This is a genomic window from Microcoleus pseudofavosus SVA1_A4, from assembly GCF_036700565.1.
Classification (GTDB): Bacteria; Cyanobacteriota; Cyanobacteriia; order Cyanobacteriales; family Microcoleaceae; genus Microcoleus.
Genome location: NZ_JAUBPE010000037.1, coordinates 1 through 24,498, shown reverse-complemented (window position 1 = coordinate 24,498; position 24,498 = coordinate 1). Strand labels below are relative to the sequence as shown.

At 45.0% G+C, this 24,498-nt stretch carries 19 protein-coding genes; 9 read left to right on the top strand and 10 right to left on the bottom strand.

Annotated elements, in window-relative coordinates:
- Positions 1 to 237 precede the first annotated feature (237 nt).
- The 3 genes from QUA02_RS17285 to rimP all read right to left on the bottom strand — a co-directional run bounded on the left by QUA02_RS17285 (position 238) and on the right by rimP (position 2,685).
- A complete protein-coding gene (locus tag QUA02_RS17285; RefSeq protein WP_333029414.1) occupies positions 238 to 552 on the bottom strand; it encodes a YlxR family protein in 315 nt (104 codons plus the stop codon).
- Between the two features lie 92 nt (positions 553 to 644).
- Entirely contained in the window at positions 645 to 1,937 is a 1,293-nt protein-coding gene (gene nusA, locus QUA02_RS17280) for a transcription termination factor NusA (protein ID WP_333029413.1), read from the bottom strand.
- A 277-nt stretch (positions 1,938 to 2,214) separates the two neighbouring features.
- Positions 2,215 to 2,685 (bottom strand): ribosome maturation factor RimP, encoded by a 471-nt coding sequence (gene rimP, locus QUA02_RS17275; RefSeq protein ID WP_333029412.1) that lies wholly within the window; start codon positions 2,683 to 2,685, stop codon positions 2,215 to 2,217.
- Positions 2,686 to 2,960: 275 nt separating this feature from the next.
- Here rimP and QUA02_RS17270 point away from each other — a divergent pair, with 275 nt between their 5' ends.
- Positions 2,961 to 3,101 (top strand): hypothetical protein, encoded by a 141-nt coding sequence (locus QUA02_RS17270; protein WP_333029411.1) that lies wholly within the window; start codon positions 2,961 to 2,963, stop codon positions 3,099 to 3,101.
- A 47-nt stretch (positions 3,102 to 3,148) separates the two neighbouring features.
- Entirely contained in the window at positions 3,149 to 4,195 is a 1,047-nt protein-coding gene (locus QUA02_RS17265) for a WD40 repeat domain-containing protein (RefSeq protein ID WP_333029410.1), read from the top strand.
- Positions 4,196 to 4,289: 94 nt separating this feature from the next.
- On the opposite strand, the gene QUA02_RS17260 is transcribed toward QUA02_RS17265, so the two are convergent.
- Positions 4,290 to 5,741 carry a hypothetical protein gene (locus QUA02_RS17260; protein WP_333029409.1) on the bottom strand — a complete coding sequence of 484 codons (1,452 nt, stop codon included), beginning with the start codon at positions 5,739 to 5,741 and terminating at the stop codon, positions 4,290 to 4,292.
- A 612-nt stretch (positions 5,742 to 6,353) separates the two neighbouring features.
- On the opposite strand from QUA02_RS17260, the gene QUA02_RS17255 reads away from it, so the two are divergent.
- Both QUA02_RS17255 and QUA02_RS17250 read left to right on the top strand, forming a co-directional pair.
- Entirely contained in the window at positions 6,354 to 7,853 is a 1,500-nt protein-coding gene (locus tag QUA02_RS17255; protein ID WP_333029408.1) for a GUN4 domain-containing protein, read from the top strand.
- A 316-nt stretch (positions 7,854 to 8,169) separates the two neighbouring features.
- Positions 8,170 to 8,349, top strand: a complete 180-nt coding sequence (locus tag QUA02_RS17250) for a hypothetical protein (protein WP_293148649.1) — start codon at positions 8,170 to 8,172, stop codon at positions 8,347 to 8,349.
- A gap of 117 nt (positions 8,350 to 8,466) precedes the next feature.
- On the opposite strand, the gene QUA02_RS17245 is transcribed toward QUA02_RS17250, so the two are convergent.
- Positions 8,467 to 9,003, bottom strand: coding sequence for a P-loop NTPase family protein (locus QUA02_RS17245; RefSeq protein WP_333029407.1), 537 nt, complete (start codon positions 9,001 to 9,003; stop codon positions 8,467 to 8,469).
- 224 nt (positions 9,004 to 9,227) lie between these two features.
- On the opposite strand from QUA02_RS17245, the gene QUA02_RS17240 reads away from it, so the two are divergent.
- Both QUA02_RS17240 and rph read left to right on the top strand, forming a co-directional pair.
- Positions 9,228 to 9,782, top strand: coding sequence for an adenylate kinase family protein (locus tag QUA02_RS17240; protein WP_333029406.1), 555 nt, complete (start codon positions 9,228 to 9,230; stop codon positions 9,780 to 9,782).
- A 150-nt stretch (positions 9,783 to 9,932) separates the two neighbouring features.
- Entirely contained in the window at positions 9,933 to 10,652 is a 720-nt protein-coding gene (rph, locus tag QUA02_RS17235) for a ribonuclease PH (RefSeq protein WP_333029405.1), read from the top strand.
- A 64-nt stretch (positions 10,653 to 10,716) separates the two neighbouring features.
- Here the strand turns inward: rph and QUA02_RS17230 are convergent, their stop codons facing one another.
- Positions 10,717 to 11,652: a tetratricopeptide repeat protein gene (locus QUA02_RS17230; RefSeq protein ID WP_333029404.1), complete on the bottom strand. Its 936-nt coding sequence runs from the start codon at positions 11,650 to 11,652 to the stop codon at positions 10,717 to 10,719.
- Positions 11,653 to 11,679: 27 nt separating this feature from the next.
- Positions 11,680 to 13,098 (bottom strand): NB-ARC domain-containing protein, encoded by a 1,419-nt coding sequence (locus tag QUA02_RS17225; RefSeq protein WP_333029445.1) that lies wholly within the window; start codon positions 13,096 to 13,098, stop codon positions 11,680 to 11,682.
- 436 nt (positions 13,099 to 13,534) lie between these two features.
- Here QUA02_RS17225 and QUA02_RS17220 point away from each other — a divergent pair, with 436 nt between their 5' ends.
- Positions 13,535 to 14,449 (top strand): PEP-CTERM sorting domain-containing protein, encoded by a 915-nt coding sequence (locus tag QUA02_RS17220; RefSeq protein WP_333029403.1) that lies wholly within the window; start codon positions 13,535 to 13,537, stop codon positions 14,447 to 14,449.
- 61 nt (positions 14,450 to 14,510) lie between these two features.
- Here the strand turns inward: QUA02_RS17220 and QUA02_RS17215 are convergent, their stop codons facing one another.
- The gene (locus QUA02_RS17215) at positions 14,511 to 15,155 is read right to left on the bottom strand and encodes a Uma2 family endonuclease (protein ID WP_333029402.1); all 645 of its coding nucleotides are present in this window, start codon (positions 15,153 to 15,155) and stop codon (positions 14,511 to 14,513) included.
- A gap of 115 nt (positions 15,156 to 15,270) precedes the next feature.
- On the opposite strand from QUA02_RS17215, the gene QUA02_RS17210 reads away from it, so the two are divergent.
- A complete protein-coding gene (locus tag QUA02_RS17210; RefSeq protein ID WP_333029401.1) occupies positions 15,271 to 15,834 on the top strand; it encodes a Uma2 family endonuclease in 564 nt (187 codons plus the stop codon).
- A 96-nt stretch (positions 15,835 to 15,930) separates the two neighbouring features.
- Here QUA02_RS17210 and QUA02_RS17205 read toward each other — a convergent pair whose 3' ends face one another.
- A complete protein-coding gene (locus QUA02_RS17205) occupies positions 15,931 to 21,444 on the bottom strand; it encodes a trifunctional serine/threonine-protein kinase/ATP-binding protein/sensor histidine kinase (protein ID WP_333029400.1) in 5,514 nt (1,837 codons plus the stop codon).
- Between the two features lie 421 nt (positions 21,445 to 21,865).
- A complete protein-coding gene (locus tag QUA02_RS17200; RefSeq protein ID WP_333029399.1) occupies positions 21,866 to 22,306 on the bottom strand; it encodes a KTSC domain-containing protein in 441 nt (146 codons plus the stop codon).
- Positions 22,307 to 22,738: 432 nt separating this feature from the next.
- Here QUA02_RS17200 and bchB point away from each other — a divergent pair, with 432 nt between their 5' ends.
- On the top strand, positions 22,739 to 24,265 hold the full coding sequence (gene bchB, locus QUA02_RS17195; RefSeq protein ID WP_333029398.1) for a ferredoxin:protochlorophyllide reductase (ATP-dependent) subunit B: 1,527 nt from the start codon (positions 22,739 to 22,741) through the stop codon (positions 24,263 to 24,265).
- Positions 24,266 to 24,498: the final 233 nt, after the last annotated feature.

Genomic DNA, 24,498 nt, shown 5'->3' with positions numbered 1-24,498 from the left:
AGTCTGCGGTTGGAGAATTCTCAAGTCTTTTTGGGAACGCGGGAACTCTGAAGTCTGAATTTTGGCAACAGCCACTCTCTCAAGCTTCAAAGTTTGCCTTTCCACCTTGAGGATACCTCTGCTAGTACCCTACCCTTATCTAATCTGACACAAATCTTTCCAGACTGGTGGGCCGATCGGATTGGGGTTTTAGAGCTGGCGCTACCGGTAATTAGCGGTAGGGCTGCCCGCGAGGGTTTATACAGTCGAGGCCGAACTATTGTCGGTTTTTCGCCCGGCCCGGCCACAGTCAGATGTAAAGTCAGATGTGGCTAAACGCTGCCAAAGTGTTTGGTACAGTTCGTCAGACACAGGCGCTTTGAGCGATCGCCCAAGTCGATTTTTTTTCTGAGCTGCTTTGAGGCATTCGGCTTCCCGACAAAGGTAAGCAGAACGGCCCATGCCACGATCTAATTGTACCTGATGAGAAGGATAGAGCCTGACTACTCGCCAAAAAGCTTCCTTAGGAGCTATTTTTCGACAACTTGCACAGCACCGGTAGTTCGGTTTCATTTCTTGTGAGAGGGGGAGAGGGGGAGAGGGGGAGTAGGGGACAAGTCCTCCTTGTCTCCCGATCGGAAAAATAAGAGTGAATGTCGCAGTTTTTAGACTGGGGCTTCGGTTTCCTCAGTAGTGGCTGCCTCCTCTTCCTCATATTCTGCGGTTTCCTCGTCGCCGCCCTTGCCTGATGCTTCGTCGTCTTCGTAGTAGTCGCCTGCTAGTTCTTCGAGCCTGGTTGCTTCTGCTGCCAATTTGGTGTCTTCGGCGTCGCGATCGTACTTAGCAATATCTTTGATATCGATTTTCCAACCAGTCAGGCGGGCTGCGAGGCGGACGTTCTGACCTTCTTTGCCAATGGCGAGACTCAGTTGGTCTTCAGCCACCAAAATATGAGCCCGCCTGCCTTCTGGGGCAACCAAACGCACTTCATCTACTCTAGCTGGACTCAGAGCGTTCGCAATATAAGTTGCGGGGTCTGGAGACCAGCGGATCACGTCGATTTTTTCGCCGCGCAATTCGTTGACTACTACCTGAATCCGCGATCCCCGCGCTCCGATGCAGGCTCCTACGGGGTCTACGTCGCGATCGAGAGTATCAACTGCTATTTTAGTCCGGGGACCGACGTGCCGGGAGGGCGGATTTGCCTCCCTAGCTACGGCGACAATCCTCACCACTCCGTCTTCTATTTCTGGTACTTCGTTAGCAAACAGGTAAACCACCAAACCTGCATCTGCTCTAGAAACAAGTAACTGCGGCCCACGAGTTGAGCCTTCGCCTACTTTTTTGAGATAAACCTTGAATGTAGCGTTGGCGCGGTAATTGTCATTGGGCAACTGTTCGCGTTTGGGGAGTTCGGCATCTACTTCGGGCTGACCGAAACTGCTGGTGACTGCTAAAATTACCGACTGCCTCTCAAACCTGAGCACTCTGGCTTGAAGAACGGTTTCTTCTAAATCTTTAAACTCTTCTTGAATCATTTTGCGCTGTTGGTCGCGCAGTTTTTGAGCGAGAACTTGTTTGGTCTGGATGGCCGCCATGCGACCAAATTCTTTTTGATTTGGTGTTACATCTACGAGCACGATACTGCCCGGTTGAGCTTCGGTGGCTACTTCTTGCACTTCGGAAAGTGAGATTTCGTGATCGGGATTGATGACTTCTTCGACAATAGTTTTGTTGGCTAAAACGCGGAAACCTTCTTGTTCTGCATCGAGCTCTACATCAAAGTTGTCGAAGTATTCTTCGCTGAAGTGATCTAGTTTTTGGGTGCGGCGGTAGCGTTCGTATCCTTTGAGTAGGGCTTCTCGCAAGGCTGCTTGGACGGCGTGTTTGGGTAAGTTTCGCTCTTTGCTAATACCTTCGACCATTTCTTTTAGTCCGGGCAGGGGAACCATTGACATATAAAACACTCCTTTTTTGTTTTGACAATACTTAACTGGTAATCGGTAATTGGTAATTGGTAGTTTTTGAGAAAAAGCGATAGTTGATGATTTATGAGTTACGGGATAAGATTAAGGAAGCTGGGTGCTGTCACAATTTATTTTGTGTTCCCATTCAACCCGCTGCTACATATCTGATTCTTAAAAATTAACTCGCAGCGAAGCGTTTTTAGCTTACTGCGAGGCAATCTCAAAACTCAAATCTCAAATCTCAAATCTCAAATCTCAAAATTTCCCTTTACCTTTCCTTTGTTCCTTCGTCTAGTTCAACTTTGGCAATTTGAGAGCGGGGAATTTTAACCTGTCGCCCTTTTTGATTGAGATAAACCGTTGTTTCATCCCGGCCGACCAGTAGTCCTTTCCACTCTTTGATTCGCGAGTCCGGTTCGGTGGCTTTGACTGTGACGGGGAAACCTTTAAAGGTAATGAATTCTCGATCGCTGCTGAGCAAGCGGGATATGCCGGGACTGGAAATCTCTAGCACGTAAGCATCGGGGATGATTTCGGCTGTGTCTAACTCGGCTTCCAGGGCTGTACTCATCCGCTGGCAGTCGGCTAAACCGGTGTCTTGCTGGAGGTTGCGGATGTCTACCCGCAAGACGGGAGGATTTTGGTTGGTGTGAAACACTGCTCCCACTACTTCCAATCCCAGTGTTTCCGCAACGGGGGTAGCTAAGTCAATGATTTGTGGGATTAGGGGATGAGTCATATCGAATACTTAAGTTAAAACTCCTGAACTCGAACACTGGCTTGGATAAGTCCTAAACTTGCAAATCTGATGCCCAGAGCTCTTTTCCTGTGACTAATGCAACAAAAAAAGTGGGCTTGACCCACTCCTAGGTAAAACAATTTTTTCCAAGAAGTTTGAGAATTTCCTCCGATATCACATTTTGCACTATTGTCAAAAAGTTTTTCAGGGGCGGGATCTGGGGCCCACCCCACAAGAAGATTCACTCTTTGTGGAACAGGCCGGACAGCCTGTTCATGACAGAGGTGCAAGCTTTGAGTTCGATCGCAGTTTATCTCAATTCCCAGTTTAGCTCGATCGCCCGCTCGGTGACAAACCGCCTTCGGAGTTCGGCGATTTCTGGAGAGAGAGGGGAAGAATTTGGAGAGAAGGAGTAAAGTTAAATTAAAGCCGTCCTTGCAGGACGGGGTTTCTACCGAATTTTATGATGAAAATTTTAAAGTCCGGGAACTGGAAACGCAAAGCCTTATGGATTCCGGTAGCCATCACTGTAATTCTTCTTGGAAATGATCCTTGGGAAGTTTTCCCTTTTGTTCAATACAGACGGATGTACTGTTCCCATGATGCAGTCGAGTCTCCCTATTGCAATTTTTCACTCCTTCGTACCCTAGAGGGGAATCCTAGGGCCTCTGCCATTGCGATTGGTGCGGACGGCCAAACTCTAGTCAGTGGGGATCGAGATAAAACAATTAAAGTCTGGGAACTGCACACAGGAAAGTTGAAAAAAACTCTACGGAGTGATTCAGGTGCAATTAATGCTCTGGCGATCGCTCCTGATGGTAAAACTGTTGTCACTGGTAGTGGCGATCGCATAGTTCGCATCTGGGATATTACCTCAGATCGACCTCCTCAGATACTCAGAGGTCACTCTGGCAGTGTTCTTCATGTTCATATAGCCTCTGATGGAAAGACTGTTATTAGTGTCGCTGACGGTATAGATCGTGAAATCAAAGTCTGGGATATCGCAACGGGTAAGCAAAAAGCAACATTGCCCTATACCCATTTTGATGACATTAGTCCAGATGGCAAAACTGTACTTTTTACTTTACCGAGTAGTAAACTTGTAGCGTGGGATGTAACAACAAACCAGCAACAAGTCCTCCAAAATTTTTTTAGCCCTTCTTCAGACAGAGCACGCATCAGTTTAGATGGACAGACACTGGTTTGTATCAAAAAAACAGGAAAAAGATCTTTCGATGTGGAAGTATCAGATTTAAGAACAGGAAAAATTAAGGCAAAAAAAGGCTTTTCCCGTGAGATATTTAGAATATTTAATATGACCCTCAGCAGTAATTTTCTAATTGGTATTACCCCGCAGGGACTGACAGTATGGAATCTGCAAACAGCCGAACTAGAAGCAGTTCTGGATGGACAGCCAGAACAAATGAGTCATTTGGTTGTCAGTCCTGATGGCAAACTATTAGCCGGAATTACAAGGGATTCGAGAATTAAAGTGTTACAGCGTCCGTAAAATTGAAATTTCAATCGAGGAATATCCACTGGTGCAATACCAATTATTCAAAGTTAAGCAACTGTTTCTGAGTGAACTGAGGTTACTTCACCATCTAACGCGGGGCTATGCGTTGCAATTCTTTAGCTTGCTCTAAAATTTTCTCGAAGTCTTCTTCGCTCAACCGCTGGATGTAGTTGATTTTGAACTCTTCTAGAAAGTCGCACAGCAGCAGTTGTATTTCTTTCCAGGTTTGCTGCTGTTGGAGTTCGGCTCCTAAAGCTTGCCCGAAATGTTGGACTAGCTGACTTGAGAGTTTGGTACCTACGGGGTCTTCGCTGGCGATTTTAAAGGCTTCGTAGGCATCTTGGGGGCCGAGAGTGACTAATTTGGAGAGTTCTGCAACTAATTGCTCTGCTAGCTGTGCGGGGAGGTTTCCCAGTCCGGGTACTTGCTTCCATCCTTGATAGAGGGGGGATTGTTTGAGAAATATCTCTATATTGTACCGGAGGAGGGCTTCTAGGTCTGGTTGGAGTTGGGGGAGGACTTTGTAAACGGTTATCTGGACTAGATGGGTGGCGATCGCTTCTATTTCGTTGATATTATTAATGTCTAAATATCGCTGTTTTGGGGATTGAAATAGTTGACGAGCTAGTTCGCCTGTGGTAACTGATTGTTGCATCTGGTTGATGAGTTGAATTACAACTACTTCGGTCAATTCTTGGGCGAAGTTGGCGACGAAACCTCGGCTGATTTGGGTGCGTATGGGTTGCAGATCCGGCATTTTGGCTTGGTGGATGCGAATTGTGACGGGTAATACTCGCAACAGCCGCCAGAATGGGAGGAACAGGAAGATGTCGTACCACCGCCAGAGCATGGCTGCTCGCCAAGTGACGCTGCGGTGGCGGCGGCTGATGAAGTAGGTGCGGGCTAGAAATTCGATCGCGAATATGGCAATAAATGGCAGGTCGATTTGCCAGAAGTTGTCGGTAAATTCGCCGTTTTCTCCGATCGTGCGGTAATAGTTAATGGCGATTAACGGCTTGATTTTGGCGTCAAACCAATTGATTTCTTGTTGCCAGCCTTGTTTGTTTAAATAGTCAGGGCTCCAGAATGTTTGGAATGATTGTTTGGCGGAGTCTTGCGGATTCGGGATGCGATCGCGCATTCGGTCTTTAATTTTTTCTAGGCTACCGCTTTTTGATGCGACTCGAAACGGATCTTCGTCGATCATTTTCGCGGTTAGATTGTTTATTTCCTGCAATTTTGCTGCTACTTGGGGAGAGGGCAAGCCTGTTTGCACTACTTGAATTTTTAATTCTTCTAAGGTTTTTAGATATTTCTGGGTGTCTCGGTGGGGTTGAATTCCTTTAAATGGGTCGTATACTTGGGTGATAATTGGCAGTTGCCGAAAGTAGAAATCTCGCCAAGATACGTAACTTATGTCAAATAATACTAGGCTGAAATTTCCGAGGGCGACCAGTGCCATGAACCGCTCGAACCAGGGTACTTTGGGTGATTTTTTGGCGGAGTTTGGAGTTTTAGAGGGCTGTAGTTTTGGTGTCACTGGCAGTTCTTAATTAAGTAGACAGATCGAAATAAATGTAACTGGTAATAGCTGAAAAAAGGAAACAGCGAAAACAGGCTGCTTGTCGGGTCGCGCTCGGATTGCGATCGAGCAAGCTAGTATTGATTTTAACGTGCCGAAAGTTGGGAGTTTTTGATTGTTGATTTGGCAGTGTTCGGTTAAAAATTATACAGGTAAAATATTAATGTCGATCGCACTGCTTTTGGCAGCCGCAGCTCCCGTTAGTCTGCTTCTCTCTGGCAATAAAATTATATCTCAGGCGGAATCCTAAGTTTTTTTTTGGCGTTGCAGAGCTAACTTGGCAGGTAATAAATTACTATTTTTGTTCTATCTGCTGGCTATTTGACCCCTAAATCAAATGTATTGCGCCTTCGGTGAGTTTAAGGTTAGATTTGGGCTTCGAGTTTGAGGTCAAACCCTCTTGAGCGTTATACTTGCTCAGGGGCTCAGAGCGCGAGAGCGCCTCCTCAGAACGGGAGGGTGGCTGCCACCTCCGTAAGGTTCGGGGTCTCGCCTCAACAACCAGCTCGCGATCGGACTCTTGAATAAAATGACACCCTCAGTATAATTTTGTTCGCATTTTTTTAATATATGACATACTGCCTTAATCTCGATTGCCCAAGAGACAAGCGTCAGAACCCACCAGGCACAAAGTATTGTCTTAATTGTGGTTCAAAGCTGCTCCTAAAAGACCTTTATGCAGCAACTGAGCCGCTGCGCGACGGAGGATTTGGCAGGACTTTCCGAGCTGTCAATCATGGAAAATTTGAGGAATTGTGCGTGATCAAACAGTTGTCGCCGCCGCAGGAGTTTCAGCGGAAGCCCGCTCATTTTAAAAAGTACGTCCGGCTGTTTGAACAAGAAGCCCGACGGCTTTACGAACTGAAACACCCGCAAATTCCTCAGTTGATTTCTTATTTTGAGGAAGATGGGCGCTTGTATTTGGTGCAAGAGTTTATTGATGGCAATAATTTAAAGGATGAGTTAGAAAAGTACGGTGCTTATAGCGAAATTAAAACTAGGGAACTGCTGTTAGATTTGTTGCCTTTGCTGAATTTTGTTCACGAGCGCAATGTTATTCACCGGGATATTAAGCCTGAGAATGTGATCCGCCGCAATCGCGATCGCAAGTTGGTGCTGATAGATTTTGGGGTTTCCAAACAGGTAGTGGCTGAGGCTCCGACCAAAACTGGAACGAAGTTGGGAACTCCCGGTTATGCGGCTCTAGAACAGCGTCACGGTAGGGCTGTTCCTGCTAGCGACCTTTACAGTTTGGGGGTTACTTGCATTCGCTTGCTGACTTCTGTTATGCCTTATTTGGATATCTACGGGGACATTCACGATGACCTTTACGACCCGCTTGAAGGTCGCTGGCTTTGGAGGGAGGCGTTGCCGAAAGGAACAAAGATCGACCAGGATTTAGGTCAGATTTTGGATAAGTTGATTCAGGAATATGTCAAAGACCGCTACAAGTCTGCTGTGGAAGTTTTGGAGGTTCTCAAACCTCCTATTGTTGTTGTCCCAGCGACGGAAAACTGGCAGCAGGCAACTGTTCTTAGTTTTTCTGTACCGACTCAACCTGTGACTGAGAATCCGCTAGTTTCTGCGAACTTAGAGTCGGAAAAAGGTATTGATTATTCTGGGTTGGAAAGGCTGCTGGCTGCTAAAAATTGGCGGGGGGCTGATGAGGAAACTTCTGTGAAAATGCTGGAGGTGATGCAGCAGGTTTCACGGGGTTATTTGAGCGAGGAAGATATTAGGAAGTTTCCTGCTAAGGATTTGGAGACTATCGATCGACTTTGGGTTCGGCACAGTCACCGCAGGTTCGGCTTTTCTGTGCAAAAGGGTTTGTGGGTAAAGTCGGGGGGAAAGGCTGGTGTTTATGATGCTACTGTTTGGGAGAAGTTTGGCGATCGAGTGGGGTGGCGGGTTAACAATGAGTGGGTATACTATTCTGAACTGAATTTTACTTCTAAGGCAAAGCCTGGACATTTGCCGGGGGGGACTGTTTTTGGGTGGGAAGGCGGGGTTTTGTGCGGTGTTTTGGGTTTGGGCGGGGTGTGGTTTCTGCTGTCGCGGCGAGATTTGTAAGCATTCGTCATTCGGCATTCGTCATTCGGCATTCGAGAGAAGTTATTAGTCAAGCTGTACCCCAAGCGAAGTCGAAGTGTTAGTCATTAAATAGTTTTGAGTTGCGAATTAAAGAGTTAACAAGTTTTGAGTTTAATCATATGTTAGGTATAAATTAGGTAGAAAAAAAGCGGAAAATAAGATATAATCACAAACCATTTTTTTGTGCTATGTTTTTAGAGAAGGGCAAGTTTACAAAGTCAAAAGCCAGTCCTTGCCCCAGTCCTTGCATTGTTGACTGGCTTTGGCTCCAATTTACCAAGGAGATATATTTACTATGTTGCAAGAAAAACGTCTCAAGCCGTGGACTGTAGTTCGCTCGCTTCCGAATGTGGAAAAGGTGGTTGTGGGTCAGTTTCGCAGTTGGTCTGATGCAGACGGTCACTTGCAAATTCTCAAGCGGATGGTTCCGGCTGACCGATTGACTGTTGTTTTCGATCCGGTAGTTCCAGCGTGATCTCGCTGCTAAATTGATAATCGTGCGATCGCTCGCGTGAGTTAAGCGATCGCCTCTTTTTTTACATGAAAATTTACATAAAAATTGCGACCGCCAAACGGGCGATCGCAACTTGAATCATTGTCCTTGACTCCGGCGAATTTCAGTAATTTGGTCGGCAACATCCAAAATTCTTTGCGGCATGGATGGCCCGGTAAAAATCAGATCCAAATGATGTGGCTTGCTGTCAATCAATGCCATCACTTCTGCTTCGGGAATCAAGCCTAAATTCACCGCTAAACTCAATTCATCGAGAATAACTAAGGCGTAACGGCCTTCGCGCACCGTATTTTGAACGTACTGCCACAATTGTTCGATCGCTCGCGTCTCCAGCTCATCTAAATCGGCATTCTCAATGCAGCGTGGCAAATCGCACCGCACCCAATCTAAATTTTGCCCCAGCCGCATTGGATGCTGGTGTCCTTGATTGATTCCCCCTTTGAGGAACTGCACGGCCAGCACCGGAGCTCCCTGTCCTGCAATTCTGAGGGCCTGAGCCATGACACTGGTAAAAAAGCAGCGGTGGGGGCCTGTAAAGACTTGCACCAGCCCTTCAACAGTGTAGGGCAAGCTGTGGGTTAAATTGAGTTTAGGGGTTTGTAACTGAGCAACCATAGGGCAATATTTAATCAGCAACTAAGTCTTGAGTGCAGCTCCGACCTTGACAGGGATGGAGCCTGCTTAACAATATATAGTGTACTGGGCCGATCGCACATCCGATCGAACGCTAGATATACAAATTGTCTAAAGCTAGCTGTAGTGGCGATCGCAGCTATTTTGCCCGATCGATCTCAAGAACAGGTAAACTTTGAATGTCGCGGCGCTAGGAGCAAGACACAGTGAGATTGGTGATTTTGGGAGGGCCGGGAGCAGGAAAGGGAACTCAGGCACAGCAACTGTGCAGCAATTTGAGCATTCCTTTGCTGGCTGTGGGGGACATTCTGCGGGAGGCGATCGCAGATGAAACTGATTTGGGCAAGTTAGCGGTGTCTTATGTCGAAAGAGGGGAATTAGTTCCCGACACAACTATAATTCAATTCTTTCGTCGCCGATTGCTGCTGTGGGATGTCTTTAATGGCTGGGTGTTGGAGGGCTATCCGCGAACGGCCCCTCAAGCTGAAGAGTTGGATTTTTTATTAGACGATTTGGCACAAGAGCTAGATTGGGCGATTTGGTTGAAAGTTCCGACTGAGGTGTTGTTGAGTCGATCGATCGAACGGGATCGATCGGACGATAGTCCAGAAATTTTGCAGCGCCGGCTCGATTTATACCACGAGCAAACTATCCCGATTTTGGATTATTACGACTATCGCAAGAAGCTGTTAACTGTCAACGGCGATCGATCTCCAGAACAAGTGCAGCAGGATATTCTAAAAATTGTCAGTAGTCAGTAGTCAGTTGGCAGTTGGTAGTTGGCAGTTGGCAGTAGTCAGTTGGCAGTTGGCAGTTGGCAGTTGATTGTTACCAATAACAAATAACGAATCACGAATCACGAATAACAAATAACAAATAACAAATAACAAATAACAAATAACAAATAACTTATGTCTATAAAACGTGCCGACGGCCGACAACCAAATCAACTTCGTCCGATTAGTTTCGATCGAGAGTTTACCAAATTTGCTAGCGGTTCCGTGCTCGCAAAAAGTGGCGATACTCAGGTACTTTGCAGCGTTACAATCAAGCCTGGAGTTCCGAGATTTTTGGAGAATACCGGACAAGGTTGGCTGACTGCGGAGTACCGAATGTTACCGGGATCTACACCGCAGCGTCAAGAGCGGGAATTTATGAAATTATCGGGACGCACTCAAGAGATTCAGCGGTTGATTGGACGCAGTTTGCGATCGTGCTTGGATATGCAACTATTGGGAGAACGCACCATACTTGTGGATGCGGATGTTTTGCAAGCGGACGCGGGGACTCGCACGACTTCAATTACTGGCGGGTTTGTGGCTGTGGCTGATGCTTTGAACAAGTTGGTGCAAAAAGGTGAGTTAGAGCGATCGCCCATTATTCGTCAAGTGGCGGCCGTGTCTGTGGGACTTTTGGAAGGCGAGCCGTTTTTAGATTTGAATTATGTGGAAGATGTAGCGGCGGAAATTGATTGTAATGTGGTAATGAATGGAGATTTGAATATCATCGAAGTTCAGGGAACTGCGGAGGAAGGAAGTTTCAGCCGGAGTCAGTTAAATCAAATTTTGGATTTGGCAGAAACTGGGATTCAAGAATTGTTGGAGGCTCAGCGGCAGGCTTTGGTTAAGTAGGTAAATCTAATTTCTGATATATTGAGAAATAGAGTAAATCCGGTATAGTCTCAGTATTCCAGGGTCAAAAGATTGTCTTTGACAGCAATTTTTCCTTGAAAATAGCAGCTCGCTCCCGTACAGAGGTAATTTCAGTACCAGCAACACGCTCAGATTCAGTTGCTAGTTTTATAGCCTCTTCCTTGTTGCCCTCTACCTCTGCTAACTCAGCTAAACTTAATAGTACAGTAGCCCTTGTATCATTGCGACTAATTTCTTTACTGAGTAGGAGGCAGTCTTTATAGTAACGTCTAGCTTTCTGATAATCTCCTTCTAGAAAGTGCCATTTTCCCAAATTCATTAGTGGATCGGCTTGATAGTAGCGATATCGAATTCTCATATTAGGATAATCTTCTAGCAAAATTTGATAGTTTTTTAGAGATAGATTAAACTGCTGATAACTCGCCGAAAAATCTCTTAACTCAAGATACACGCATCCAATAACATTTGGTAACTCTGCTTCATGAAGAGCCAATTGAACGTCAATAGGTATTTGACTGCGTTTGGTCTTCAAAATTTGCCCAGCTTGATGATAATGCTCTAAAGCCATTTCATACTGCTTTTGCTGATTTGCTAAATTTCCCAAATAGCGTAGCAACTTACATTCTTTTGAAAATTCTTTAAGCAATTGATACTTCTGTAGCGATTCCTGGAAACATTGCTGAGCCTGGACAAAATCTTCGCTTTCCATGTAAGCGTAGCCTAGTTCACCTAATAACTGTGCTTGAACCTTGACATCATTTATCTGTCTAGCAGCTTTAAGAACGATATTGCCACAGCGAAAATAATCGTTCCAGTAACATTCAAACCAGAGTTTTTCACTGACTTTTTCCCACACCTTAAATAGTAATTTGAATGAATCCTCACTTTCACTATTTTGTGATAAACACATCTGGGCGAACCAGCTCAAATCACTAAACAGATTGGCTCTCTCTTCTTGTAATGTTAAATCTATAGCCATAATTACCTTTCCCTTTAATTGTCTGGATTAGTCAATATCGTACTTCCATTTTGCGATCTGTTGCCATTCCTGAAGTGACAGTTGCCACTTATCTACCAATCCTCCTCGCAGGCTGCGTCTTACCCAAGGATGCAAGTTATATCGCAGTTTACCTTTGGCATCTGTTTCGTCTTCAATCAAATACCATCGCCTCAGTTCGCGCCGCGTTATGCTCCAGTCTGATTCCTGTACCTGTCTAGCACCAGACAATTCCTCCCAAGTCACACCTGCATCAGAGTCCCCCATGTAACGGAGTACGTTCTTAGTTACATCGCTAATTCGCTGCCAAGCTGTCTTTAGGGAAAACTCGTAAATTTTTTCAACATCTCCGCTAGCTTGTTCTAGTGCCGACAACACTGGCTCCAATGTCCCATCGTCCAAGACACGCCCAACGATGAAATGTAATGCAAGCGGAGCACCGCAAGATAAATGATAGACTTGTTGAAGTCGATCTGTGTTTGCTTGCTGTAGTGCAGGTACATTTTTGTATTTAGCTTCATCTTGCAACAACTGGTAAGAGCAGTTCTCTTCCAAGGGCGGAATATTAATCAGTCCAACATAAGAAGCATTGGTTTGGAAGCGACTGGTTAGTAATACTCGACTAGGGTTAAGCATTTCATTAAGTTTGGGTAATATCTCCTCAAGTTGTGCGGTTTCAGCATTGTCTAGCACAATCAGCCTCTTTTCTTCTTTAATGCGCTGGTGAACTCGCTTTACCGAACAGCCATCTAGTTGATGGGCAATCTCTTGAAGTAACTGATTCCAACTAAGCGCCTCATCTCGTTCTGACTGGCTGATTTTACCATCTAAAAATTCGGTGTCTCTTGCTTTGACCCATAGCACATCAGCAAAGAGATTGTTACGCACTGCTGCCATAGCAACTTTACAGGCTACTTCTGTCTTGCCGTACCCCGCACTACCGCATAGAGAGAGGATAGGTGCTTCTTGCGGGTCGTTTAGCCGGTGTAACACTTCTTCGCTGAAACTCTCTCTTCCCCACACCTTTCGGCATCGTAAATTGGGAATCCATACCCCACGCTGGTTTTTGCTGTAACCGTCAGTTGGTTGTAGTGGTAATACGTTAATTTGGTCTTCCAGTGAAGGTGTTGTGCTTGCAACAGATACCACAGGTAACTCTATTTCCTGAATTTCGCTGGGTTCAGCAACTTCTTTCCAGTTAACACCTACAGCTTCACAAATTCTGATAAAGGACTGTCGTTTAATAGGTATTTTCCTCCAAAACCGCTTCAGTGTCGCTTCAGAAGTATCGGCAGCCTGCTGCCACGTGATACTGTTTCTCTTCCAGCGCTTTTTTGCGTGTATAGCTTTCTCAACCTGGTCTAGCCCCTGTTGTGATGCCCTCAGCGTATTAGCCATGCTAACTATTACCCCCAACGGTTTCCCCATCAAAATTTTAGCTCAGTTTGGTTCAGTAAGAAAATCAGTGAGCCATTTAGTGAGTCAAACTGAGCTAAAAAGATGAGTAAAACTGAGACTTAAAGCCAATTTATATCTGAGATATTAGAAATGTGGGAAGCAAATTGTGGAATAACGAAGAGCGATCGCATTCTTAGCTCAATTAATAAGGAATCTGGTTATGCTGGCACAAACTAAAGATCATTTGTTAAATTTCATTACAAAAACTCGCGCTCTGCATAAAAAGTCAGACAGAGCTCTGATAGATAAGTGAACACTTGCGATCGGGCATTGGCGAGTTGGCGGTTAACTGCGTGGGATTGAGAAGGGCTCGCCCATTGCTCTTTCTAATCTGGTTGACCAGACTTTCCCGCTTCCATTCTCTGTTGAGCTGATAGTTATCTGTATACTTGAGAGGGCATTTACCATGAATATCTTCAAAAAAGCAATTCTTTTCGGTGCTGCTACAGCAACAATTTTCTTCGCAGCTACTGCCAAACAAACGGCTGTTGCTGGAACTTTAAATTTGGGTTGGAATTATGCGATTGACCCCAGCTACGACAGTCTTGGAGGCAGCGAATATGAAATCTACGGTATGGCTGTCAAAGACGATTTAGCGGCCAATACTATTTGGGTGGCTATTAGTGCGAATATGCCTTTAACGGGAATCAATACTGGGCCTTACCTTGAGGATATGCCAGTTAGCAATAGCAATATTGGTTGGGGGGATTTGTTCTTTGATTTCTCTGGTAAGGAAAACTATAAAGCTGCCAACGAAACTAATAGCTTATTTGGTATTCGCTTTGCTCCCAATAATGATTCAAAAATACCCGGAACAGGTGTTTACAGTGGCGTGAATGCCACCAGCGTTGTTACAGAAAATGCCGGTTGGTGGAATCTCCACAATCACGCCAATGGGTTGCATCAGAAGACTGGGTTGGAGGCTCAAATGGGCGATTTAGCCTGGAACGATCCTTATTACAGTCCCTACACCAATGAAGCAAGTTATTATCGACCTGAAACTCACATTCCCAATGTAATTGCATCAGGTAAGAAAGTTGGCGACATTACGATGGTTAACGATGCAGAGTTGGCGGCTGCCGGGTTAGCTTTCGGTGCACTTCCAGCGCGCGGCAGCCAAACTATTGGGTTTAAGTTTGATAAATCTTTGGTACCGGTTGACAGTTATGTTGCTACTTTAATTCTTGAATGCAACAATGACGCTATGGCTCTGATCGGAGAGACTGAAGCAGTACCGGAACCTTCTTCGATATTGGCGACATTGTTAGGAGTTGGTGCGATCGGTACTTGGCGCAAGCGCAAGCAAAAGTTAGCGGTGTGATTTTGCAGTTAGGGCGATCGATCTATTAATTTACCTGCAATAATTAAAAGCGATTGCCCTTTCATTCCCCTGACTGAATTTTACTCCTCACCCACTGCCTAAACCCTCGAATCATCGACGTTTCCTCCACATCTTTTTGCATTTCCAAAAATCCCATAATCTCAGATGGCGACAAAAAAGGAAAGTGAGGAGAAACCTCCAGTTCTACATATTCCTGACCTTCTAACTGATAGAATATTAAACGCGAACCGTCATAACGCCAAACCTCTGGCACGCCCAAACTCGCATACAATTCCAGGCGGTTGATAGAAATGTTAGTAATGTCAATCTCGATTACTAAATCAGGTGGCGGATCTTCATTTAAGTCAATTTGATTTACAGCTCGAATAAGTCGCTCATTCTCGATATAGTAGCACTGATCCGGTTCTAATCCGCAAGCCAAATCCTCTCGCTTGCAAGTTCTCGAACCCAAGCTGCGAATTTCTACATTTAATTCTTCGGTTACTGTTTCTACAAAACGTCCTAAGATTTGTTTGTTACCTTCATGTGGATCTGATGGAGTCATAATTTCTAAAGTACCTCGATCGTAAGTCAAACGAATTCCCCGATGTTGGGCTAACTCGTTTACCAAAGATTCGTAAGTCTGCCAACTAATATTTTTCAGCACAACTCCCGGTTGTGGGGTTTGAATCAGGGTGGCTGTCATGGCTGCCTGCTTGCTTTTTAGCTTATTTATTACATCTTAGCAAAACTGAGTTTAATTAAAGGGCGATCGCCATCTTCGAGCTATTATAAAAACAGACTTCATTCCCGATCGCATTATGGTTGCCTTACCCGATCGCACATTGATGACCGCAGAGGAATATCTGGCTTGGGAATCCACCCAAGAAGAACGCTACGAGTATTGGGATGGCGAAGTAGTCGCCATGACCGGCGGAACCCGCAATCACAGTCGAATTACCTTCAACTTCTCAAAACTACTGGATGATGCCCTTGTCGATCGCCCTTGCGAGATGTACATGGCGGATGTAAAAGTGCAAGTGGAACCAGGGCGAAAGTATTTTTATCCTGATGTTGTGGTAACTTGCGACGATCGCGATAACGATCCGCAATTGGTGCAATTTCCATGCTTGATTGTCGAAGTTTTATCACCTTCCACAGAAGCAGTGGATCGCGGCACCAAATTTGCTAAATACCGCCAATTTTTAACCTTACAAGAGTATGTCTTGGTGCAAGTTGAACAGCCGGGAGTAGAGTTGTTTCGACGCAATCAACAGGGGCAATGGGTGCTGTCGGAGTATGGTTTGGGCGATTCTTTGCAACTTGAATCGGTGAATGTAGAAATTGCGATCGCAGATTTATACCGCCAAGTGCACTTTTCTTAGTCCGCGAAGGCGGACTTGGTTTGTGTAGAAGCGAATTCTATTCGCCCTATAATTCGCCCTATATTCGCCTTATATTCGCCATTTTTCTTTATTTCCTTACAAAACTTGCCTGGGGGCGATCGGAATTTCAATAACAAACTCTGAACCCTCTCCCGGTGCAGAAACGCAAGTCAAATTCCCACCGTGAGAACTAACCACAATCGAGTGCGAAATAGACAATCCCAAACCAGTTCCCGAACCCACTGGCTTAGTTGTAAAAAACGGATCGAATATCTTGTGCAGCACTTCAGTGCTCATCCCAGGGCCGTTGTCAGCAATTCTAATTCTAGCAGAATTCCTGTCTGTCACCTCCGTAGAAATTGTAATAGCAGGCTGGTTCTGAGAGTTTTCCGGGCAATCTCTTGCTATGAGGAGAGCATCGATCGCATTTGTCAAAATATTCATAAATACCTGATTTAACTGCGACGCATAACAAGTAATCAGCGGCAGTTTAGCGTACTTTTTAACCACCTCAATCCCCAAACGCCCGCCCTCTTTCCTCAAGCGCGGTTGCAGAAGCATTACCGTACTGTCGATGCCTTCATGAATATCTACCGACTTCATTTGCGCTTCGTCGAGGCGCGAGAAATTCCGCAAGCTTAGCACAATATCCCGGATTCTTTCCGCTCCCACTTTCATAGAATCCAGCAGCTTTTGCAAATCTTCGATCAAAAATTCCAGTTCGATTGTTTCTATTTCCTCTATGATTTCATCAGCAGGTTCTGGATAGTGCTGCTGATACAGTTCAATCAATTTCAGCAAGTCTTTAACGTATTCGCTAGCCGGATTGAGATTTCCGTAGATGAAGCTTACAGGATTATTAATTTCGTGAGCTACACCAGCCACCATTTGCCCCAAACTCGACATTTTTTCCGTTTGAATTAATTGAGCTTGAGTTAGTTTTAGTTCGCGCAAAGTTTGTTCTAAACGCTCGTTCTTTTCATTTAATTCCTGCGTCCGCTCTTGCACTTTCTGCTCCACCGAGTTGTAAAGCAGAGCATTGTCCAAAGAAATAGCAACTTGGGAAGAAAGCAGCCTTAAAACTTCCAATCTGTGGGCAGTAAACGCCCCGAGCGTTAAATTATTTTCTAAATAAAGAATCCCAATTAGTTTGCCTTGATTGATAATCGGCGTACACAAAAGAGATTTGAGCTGGTGTTTTGCGACGTAAGGATCGGCAGTAAATCGCCCTTCAGCCGCCGCATTGCTCAACACCAAGTCCGAGCGAGTCCTTTCCACATAATTAATCACGGTAACAGGTAAATCTTGACATTCTTCCACAGGCGTAAATTGCAGCACCGCTACATCTTCAGCAACTACTGACGCTTTAGCTGAAATTAACAGTTTTCCATCTCTCAGCAAAATTAAAAATCCCGATTGTGCACCCGCGTTTTCCAGGGATATCCTCATCAAAGAAGCCAGCAATTTGTCGAGAACAATTTCGCTGGAAATCGCCAGAGATGCTTTCATTACAGTTGCTAAATCCAGCACTCTCGCATCGCTTCCAGTAGAAGTATGAATAGTTGTTGTAGTTGGATTGTTGTTAAAACTTCCGTTGAGCGGCGTCATTTCCCGCAACTGCGGATACTTCTCTTCTAAATCTTCAACTTTGCGGACTGCACCCCAGCGCAAGTAGCACGAGTGAGCTTCGCGCAAGTGGATTTTGGCATATTGATATTTGCCTTTACTCAACCAAAACTTGGCGGCTAGTTCGTTAGCCAGCGCTTCATTTTGGACAAACTCATTGTCTTGAGCGAAAGTTATGGAGAGGTCATACAATTCTACAGCTTCTGAGTCTTTCTTGGAAATTCTGGCTATTTCTGCTTGTACTAAAAGGTACTTGTGCAGAAAATTCTCGGCACAGTTGTCTGACCAAATTTTCATCTGTTTTTGATTGGCCTCTAACTTTTCCAAGTATTGCTTTTGCTTGTCTTCTGAAACATTTGGAAAAACGGCAGCTAAAACTAGAGAAAAGAAAAAATTCCATTCGGTAGCTGGTATCGCTCCGGTAATAAAAGATAGCTGTTTTTCTACTTCCAAAGCTAGTTGCAGGGCTTCGTTGAAGTTGCCGTACAAGTACATTACCTGGCATTTGCGAATCTGATAAAGGCACAGCGAGTACAAATTTTGATGAGCTTGACAGTTGTGTACGTATTCAGCTTCGCTGATATCTTCGCTTTCAAATACAAACTTTTCAGGAGTGAGTTTGCTCAAGTTGCGTAGAATTAAGTCTACCCCTAATAATATATCGGTTACGAGCTGATTTTTGGTTTTTTGGCTGAACTGTAAATACCTGCTCGTGTCGGCCAGAATTTGCGAGATTTCTTTACCTTGAAAAAATGAGTTAGCTATGCGGTTGGACAGGATATAACCCGCATACTCTAAATCTCCTGATTCTAAAGCTGCTTGATATCCTTCATTGCTGATCGCGTGGGAATCTTTGATGTGGTTGAACCAGTAATAAAAAATACTGACCAGGGATGAACAAGCTCTGCACTTCAAGCCGATATTGCCAGATTTTTCGCTGAGATTCAGCGAGAGCAAGCCGAATTGATACGCAGCTTTGTAATCTCCCGAAACTGCGTTTAAGAACATACCGTAGCCAGCATAGCAAAGAGAGGCTTCGGGTACTAAACCGTATTGTAGAGAAAGATTGACTCCTTTTAAAACGCTGACTTTCCACAAGTCGGGATTTTTGAGGTACGCCGATGTGAGCAAGTTTGTAATTAATTTGACTGCAACTTTTTTTTCGGGTACAGTCATTTCGGGGGCATCAATCAGGGAAGCTATTTCTCTACCTGCTAAAAAGTTTGTGGCTGCTGCAAATTCTTCCGATATGACTTTTTGCAGCCCGTCTAGCGGCAAGTCAATTCCCAGCAAGTTCAAAGCTTTGATTCCGGCTTTAACGGCTTCCTCGTACTTCGCCCGGAGGGTGTACTGCACGATCAGCAGGTTGTAAATTTCTACCTTTTCTAAGGGCGATCGCGCTTTTTCCAAAGTTATGTTGATAAATTCTTCTGAGTTCTCAAAAAAACCGTTTAAATACTCAACATTTGCCCGCTCCATGTGCAAGGCAAAGGCTAAATCGTAGTGGGAATCCCAAATATCGGCGGTCAAACCGTCCATGCCTGCGGTCAAATACTGCAAGGCGGCAACATAAGCAGTGGCATCTTTGGCTCTGCGGGCCGCGTCTAAATTCAGCGTTGCCAGTTCAATTAATTCTCGATCGTCTTTAATTAGCGATCGAGCTACATTCAAGTGATCGACTAATTCAAAGATTCTGTCAGCTCGATATTGAGCCGGAGTGTTTTCTAGGATTTGCCTGCCTATTTTCAGGTGAACTGCCTTTTTTTGCGAGTCGTCGATCAGAGCGTAAGCTGCTTGCTGTACGCGATCGTGCAAAAATTTATAATTGAGAATTAATAGCGGAAACAGCACGTAATCTAATGACTTACTTTCCAATTCCGAAGTTGGCAGGATCAGTCCCGACTTAATCGCCGGCAACAGGTGAGAAAAAGTTTCCGACGCTTCTTTTTCATTAATTAGAGAAAGAGTATTTAAGTCAAATTCGTTGCCCAAACAAGCTACCAAACGCAAAACCTGCTGCGTTGAACTCGGCAGTTTTCTCAATTTTTGCACCATCAAATCTACTACATTGTCAGTGATAGCGCACTGCTCAATTTCAGTCATATCCCAATGCCAGCCGCCCTTGCTCCCCGACTGCGGCGGGTGAAAAACTAGCAGGTTTTCCTGATACAATGTTTGCAAGAATTGATTTACAAAAAAAGGATTGCCGTCTGTTTTGTTGACCACCAGTTCAGCTAACGGTTTGACAGATTCTCGATCGCTGTGCAAAGTCTCGGCAATCAAATGAGTTATGTTGTCCACCCCCAGCGGCGACAAAGCAATTTGATTAACGATGGCTTCGTGATTTCGCAGCGTCTCGACAGTCATCATTAAAGGATGAGTGGGACTGACTTCATTATCCCGATAAGCGCCAATTAAAAACAGATATTGCGTAGCTTCATCTGTCATCATCAATTCGATCAGCTTGAGAGTAGCAGAATCAGCCCACTGCAAATCGTCGAGAAAAATTACCAGCGGATGTTCGGGCTGGCAAAATACGCGAATGAAATTTTGAAAGACTAAATTAAAGCGGTTCAGAGATTCCGTCGGCCCCAATTCAGCTACAGGAGACTGAGCCCCGACAATTAGTTCAACTTCGGGAATTACATCGATAATAATTTGCCCGTTTTGACCGAAGGAAGTGCGGAGTTTTTCGCGCCAAACGGCTAATTGAGCTTCGCTTTCAGTTAACAGTTGCCGCACCAATTCCGAAAAAGCGCTGACAACGGCAGAGTAAGGAATAGTCCGCTTGTACTGGTCAAATTTTCCCCAAATAAAATAGCCGCGCCTGCGGTTAATAGGTTTGTCTAATATCTTTACCATTGCAGATTTGCCAATGCCGGAATAACCAGCAATCAGCATCATCTCGCTGCGGGATTTATGCTGTCCTCTCGCGAGCACTGACAGGGGACTTTCTTTTTTCGATGTACTGTCTTTTTTGATTACAGAAATGTGGGACTGTTCGATGCGGTAGGCTCGATTATTTGTTGCTGCTACCCGTTCAAATGCCGCTAAAAGAGTGTCAACTTCTCGCTGTCTGCCGTAAAGTTTTTGAGGGATTTGAAATTTGTCGGAAATATCTTGGCTGCCGAGAGCAAACTCGGAAATAACCCCAGATGTTTGCAACTGAAACAGACAGGATTCCAAATCGGCTTTGAGTCCCCAAGCGCTTTGATAGCGCTCCTCAGCGGTTTTTGCTAACAATTTCATCACAATATCTGAAACAGCTTGAGGAATTTCTGGGGCAACTTCAGCCAGAGGTACTGGCTGTTTGGCGATGTGACAGTGAACTAACTCCATCGGATCGGTAGTGGTAAAAGGGAGCTGTCCTGCCAGGGTTTCATAGAAGGTGACGCCGAGGGAATAAAAGTCCGTGCGGTAGTCGATTACCCGGTTCATTCTGCCGGTTTGTTCTGGCGACATATAGGCTAAAGTGCCTTCTAAAAAATTTGAATTTTTATTCGGAACGTTTTCCGAATTTGATGAACTGGAGATGCTAAAATCTATGAGCTTAACTTGTCCTGTTGCTGGATTAAAAACTATATTAGAGGGGTTTATATCTTTATGAATTACATTTTTGCCGTGAATTTCTCCCAAAGTTTCAGCAACTTTGATTGCAGTAGTCAAAAATCCTAAAGTGGTAAATTTTTGGGTAGCGATAAAGATTTTTAAAGATTCGCCCCCAAAATCTTCTAATATCATTGCCAGACTATTTCTCACCTGCTGCAACTTGTAAACTTTAACAACTCCGTCCAGCAGGTTTAAGTTGGCAGTAATCTCATATTCGCGCTTGTATCTATTCAGTTCTTCAGGAGTCGGATATTCTTCTTTGATAAGTTTGATAATAACAGGTTGGTTGTCCTGCTCGTTGCGGCCGCGGTAAACTAGGGAAGTGCTGCTTTCATAAATGAGAGCGAGAACTGCAACGCCGGGAATTGCCATCATAGTTGGGTTCTCTCAAATTAGGTGTGCTTGGTCAATGTTACAGGACTTACGCGCGGCGGGCTAGAAACCGGGTTTCTTCGTTGCTAGTCGTTGACCAACCCAAGATTTTTTCGTATAAACCGGGTTTCTTTTCGTAAATCCTATGTTATTCTTCATTATCGCTCAAGAGATATCTTTTGGGATGTGTGGGAAGACACGCCTTGACAGCAAAGAACTGCTGAGGTGACAAAAGCGCCCTCGGGCTTTCGTCACCTCAGCAGTTACGTAAAGAAAAGCACAAATACAGGATTTGTGCAAGGATTTACTGTGAGGCTCGATCGCACGGCTGAGAAAAAAAACAATCTCAGCTTTTAGGAGATTGCTGGAATGAAGGCCTCACACCTCAATCAAACCGCCCAAAGGTGCGACTCCTAACTACACGCTAGTCATCAACGCGCCGGCTCGAATAATAACCTTTAATCTCGGAGTTAAAAAATTTGCCTGTAGAATCAGCATCTTGCAGAGATTCCCACATTTGGGGTTCCACATCGCTGTATTGATAGACTGACCCGCTGCTAAATTCTATTTGCAAAACTTGCTCCTCTTCGTCGTATCCGATCGATCTAGCCATTTCGGAATCTACCGACATCATCGCAATTGGTTCTGGGCTTGAAGCAATTTCTTTTAATTCTATACCAGCACTGAGTTCGGTTGAATCTGTATTCGCGATGCAATCAACCATTTGCAGCCCTTGCATTGCAGCTTCGGGAGCGACAATTTCGATAAACTCTACTTCCGATCCCCGATCGATTAACAGTCCTAGCTGGCCGTTAGAGTGACCTACTGCTAATACGTTGCTCAAGTCTATTTTGGATAGTTTCATGGGATTTGTCAAGGATTGATTTTACGTCAATATCTCCCCCGCTTTGCAACTTTTGATGCCGGGAAAATAGTCGATTAATTAATAGTTTATCCTAAGTTGGCTAAAAAGTCAATACATATATTTTTGCGAAAATTCTGGCAGCAATCTAGGTGTAAGTTGCGCCAGGGGTATCCTACGTTGATAAAATTTGCAGATTTCTTAACGAAACTTGACAATAAATTAAGAATTATTGCCATAAAACAAAGGTAAAGTTGTGGGAATTGCAAGTCAAATCCCAAGCAGCAAAAGCGTTTGAGCATTTGCCAAATCTGTAAATCCTCAGAAAGTTACTATTTCTAAAGGATTCATCTGGTGAGAAAATCAGAAACAACCTTAAAATTTAGCAGTAATCGCCCGATCGGGCAAACCTCAACCAGCACAGGAAAAATACCTATGAAATTGGCTTATTGGATGTACGCAGGGCCAGCCCACATCGGCACTTTGCGCGTTGCAACTTCCTTCAAAAACGTCCATGCGATCATGCACGCACCGATTGGAGACGACTACTTCAACGTCATGCGTTCCATGCTGGAGAGGGAACGGGACTTCACCCCGGTAACTACCAGCGTCGTTGACAGACACGTACTGGCGCGGGGCTCGCAGGAACGGGTGGTGGACAATATCACCCGCAAAGACAGAGAAGAACACCCAGATTTAATCGTGCTCACCCCGACTTGCACCTCCAGCATTCTGCAAGAAGACTTGGAAAACTTTGTTAACCGAGCTCAATTGGATGCGAAAGGCGATGTAATGCTGGCGGATGTCAACCATTACCGCGTCAACGAACTGCAAGCTGCCGATCGCACTTTGGATCAAATCGTCCAATTTTACATCAACAAAGCCCGCAAAAAAGGCGATTTAGTAGAAGCCAAAAGCGAAAAACCATCTGTCAACATCATCGGTATGTCTACGCTGGGTTTCCACAACCAGCACGACTGCACCGAGTTGAAGCGTTTGATGGCAGATTTGGGAATAGAAGTCAACGAAGTTATTCCCGAAGGTGCTTCGGTTCACAACTTAAAAAGATTGCCGCGCGCTTGGTTTAACCTAGTGCCTTATCGGGAATTGGGAATGATGTCCGGAGAGTATTTGCAAAAAGAATTCGGCACGCCGATGGTGGATATTACGCCGATGGGTGTGGTAGAAACTGCGCGCTGTATCCGCAAGATTCAGCAAGTTTTGAACGCTCAAGGTGCGGATGTTGATTACGAAAATTTCATTGACCAACAAACGCGGTTTGTGTCGCAGGCTGCTTGGTTTTCGCGGTCGATCGACTGCCAAAACTTAACCGGCAAAAAAGCCGTCGTATTTGGCGATAATACGCACGCAGCGGCGATGACGAAGATTTTGGCTCGCGAGATGGGAATCCACGTTGTGTGGGCTGGAACCTACTGCAAACACGATGCTGACTGGTTCCGGGAAGAGGTAAAAGGGTATTGTGATGAAGTGCTGGTGACGGAGGATCACGGGGCGATCGGGGATGCGATCGCCAAAGCAGAACCTTCGGCAATTTTCGGTACACAAATGGAACGCCACGTCGGTAAGCGGTTGGATATTCCCTGCGGCGTAATTGCTGCACCGATTCACGTCCAAAATTTCCCGATCGGCTACAAGCCATTTTTGGGTTATGAAGGGACGAATCAGTGCGTAGATTTGGTGTACAATTCCTTCACTTTGGGAATGGAAGACCACTTGCTGGAAATCTTCGGCGGCCACGATACCAAGGAAGTGATTACTAAGGGGATTTCGGCTGATTCTGATATGGGTTGGACGAAGGATGGACAGGCTGAATTGAACAAAATCCCCGGTTTTGTGCGGGGTAAGGTGAAGCGAAATACTGAGAAGTTCGCGCGCGATCGGGGGATTGATAAGATTACCGTTGAGGTGCTGTACGCAGCGAAGGAATCTGTCGGCGCTTAATGATTTGTTGGGCGGGCAAATGCCCGCCTTGCAAAGTTTTGTTTTGAATTTAAAATAAGTTGCGATCGGTTTATGAACTACAAACTTGATGTGCCGCTATCTCCCAAACTAGAAAAGTATCGCGATCGAATCGAATCAACTATCAAACCCTATATTGAAGCGCGACCTGAAATGGTCGTTTAGTACGGGAAGCCGTCTTCCCTAGCGGATTCACACCCGCTACTCTCACGTAA

Coding starts and splice junctions, on each gene's coding strand:
- QUA02_RS17245 (WP_333029407.1), bottom strand. CDS start 9,003: ATGGTTGCTCAGTTACAAACCCCTAAACTCAATTTAACCCACAGCTTG.
- bchB (WP_333029398.1), top strand. CDS start 22,739: ATGAAATTGGCTTATTGGATGTACGCAGGGCCAGCCCACATCGGCACT.
- QUA02_RS17250 (WP_293148649.1), top strand. CDS start 8,170: ATGTTGCAAGAAAAACGTCTCAAGCCGTGGACTGTAGTTCGCTCGCTT.
- QUA02_RS17230 (WP_333029404.1), bottom strand. CDS start 11,652: ATGGCTATAGATTTAACATTACAAGAAGAGAGAGCCAATCTGTTTAGT.
- nusA (WP_333029413.1), bottom strand. CDS start 1,937: ATGTCAATGGTTCCCCTGCCCGGACTAAAAGAAATGGTCGAAGGTATT.
- QUA02_RS17255 (WP_333029408.1), top strand. CDS start 6,354: ATGACATACTGCCTTAATCTCGATTGCCCAAGAGACAAGCGTCAGAAC.
- QUA02_RS17265 (WP_333029410.1), top strand. CDS start 3,149: ATGATGAAAATTTTAAAGTCCGGGAACTGGAAACGCAAAGCCTTATGG.
- QUA02_RS17220 (WP_333029403.1), top strand. CDS start 13,535: ATGAATATCTTCAAAAAAGCAATTCTTTTCGGTGCTGCTACAGCAACA.
- QUA02_RS17225 (WP_333029445.1), bottom strand. CDS start 13,098: ATGGGGAAACCGTTGGGGGTAATAGTTAGCATGGCTAATACGCTGAGG.
- QUA02_RS17210 (WP_333029401.1), top strand. CDS start 15,271: ATGGTTGCCTTACCCGATCGCACATTGATGACCGCAGAGGAATATCTG.
- QUA02_RS17205 (WP_333029400.1), bottom strand. CDS start 21,444: ATGATGGCAATTCCCGGCGTTGCAGTTCTCGCTCTCATTTATGAAAGC.
- rph (WP_333029405.1), top strand. CDS start 9,933: ATGTCTATAAAACGTGCCGACGGCCGACAACCAAATCAACTTCGTCCG.
- QUA02_RS17215 (WP_333029402.1), bottom strand. CDS start 15,155: ATGACAGCCACCCTGATTCAAACCCCACAACCGGGAGTTGTGCTGAAA.
- QUA02_RS17270 (WP_333029411.1), top strand. CDS start 2,961: ATGACAGAGGTGCAAGCTTTGAGTTCGATCGCAGTTTATCTCAATTCC.
- rimP (WP_333029412.1), bottom strand. CDS start 2,685: ATGACTCATCCCCTAATCCCACAAATCATTGACTTAGCTACCCCCGTT.
- QUA02_RS17200 (WP_333029399.1), bottom strand. CDS start 22,306: ATGAAACTATCCAAAATAGACTTGAGCAACGTATTAGCAGTAGGTCAC.
- QUA02_RS17285 (WP_333029414.1), bottom strand. CDS start 552: ATGAAACCGAACTACCGGTGCTGTGCAAGTTGTCGAAAAATAGCTCCT.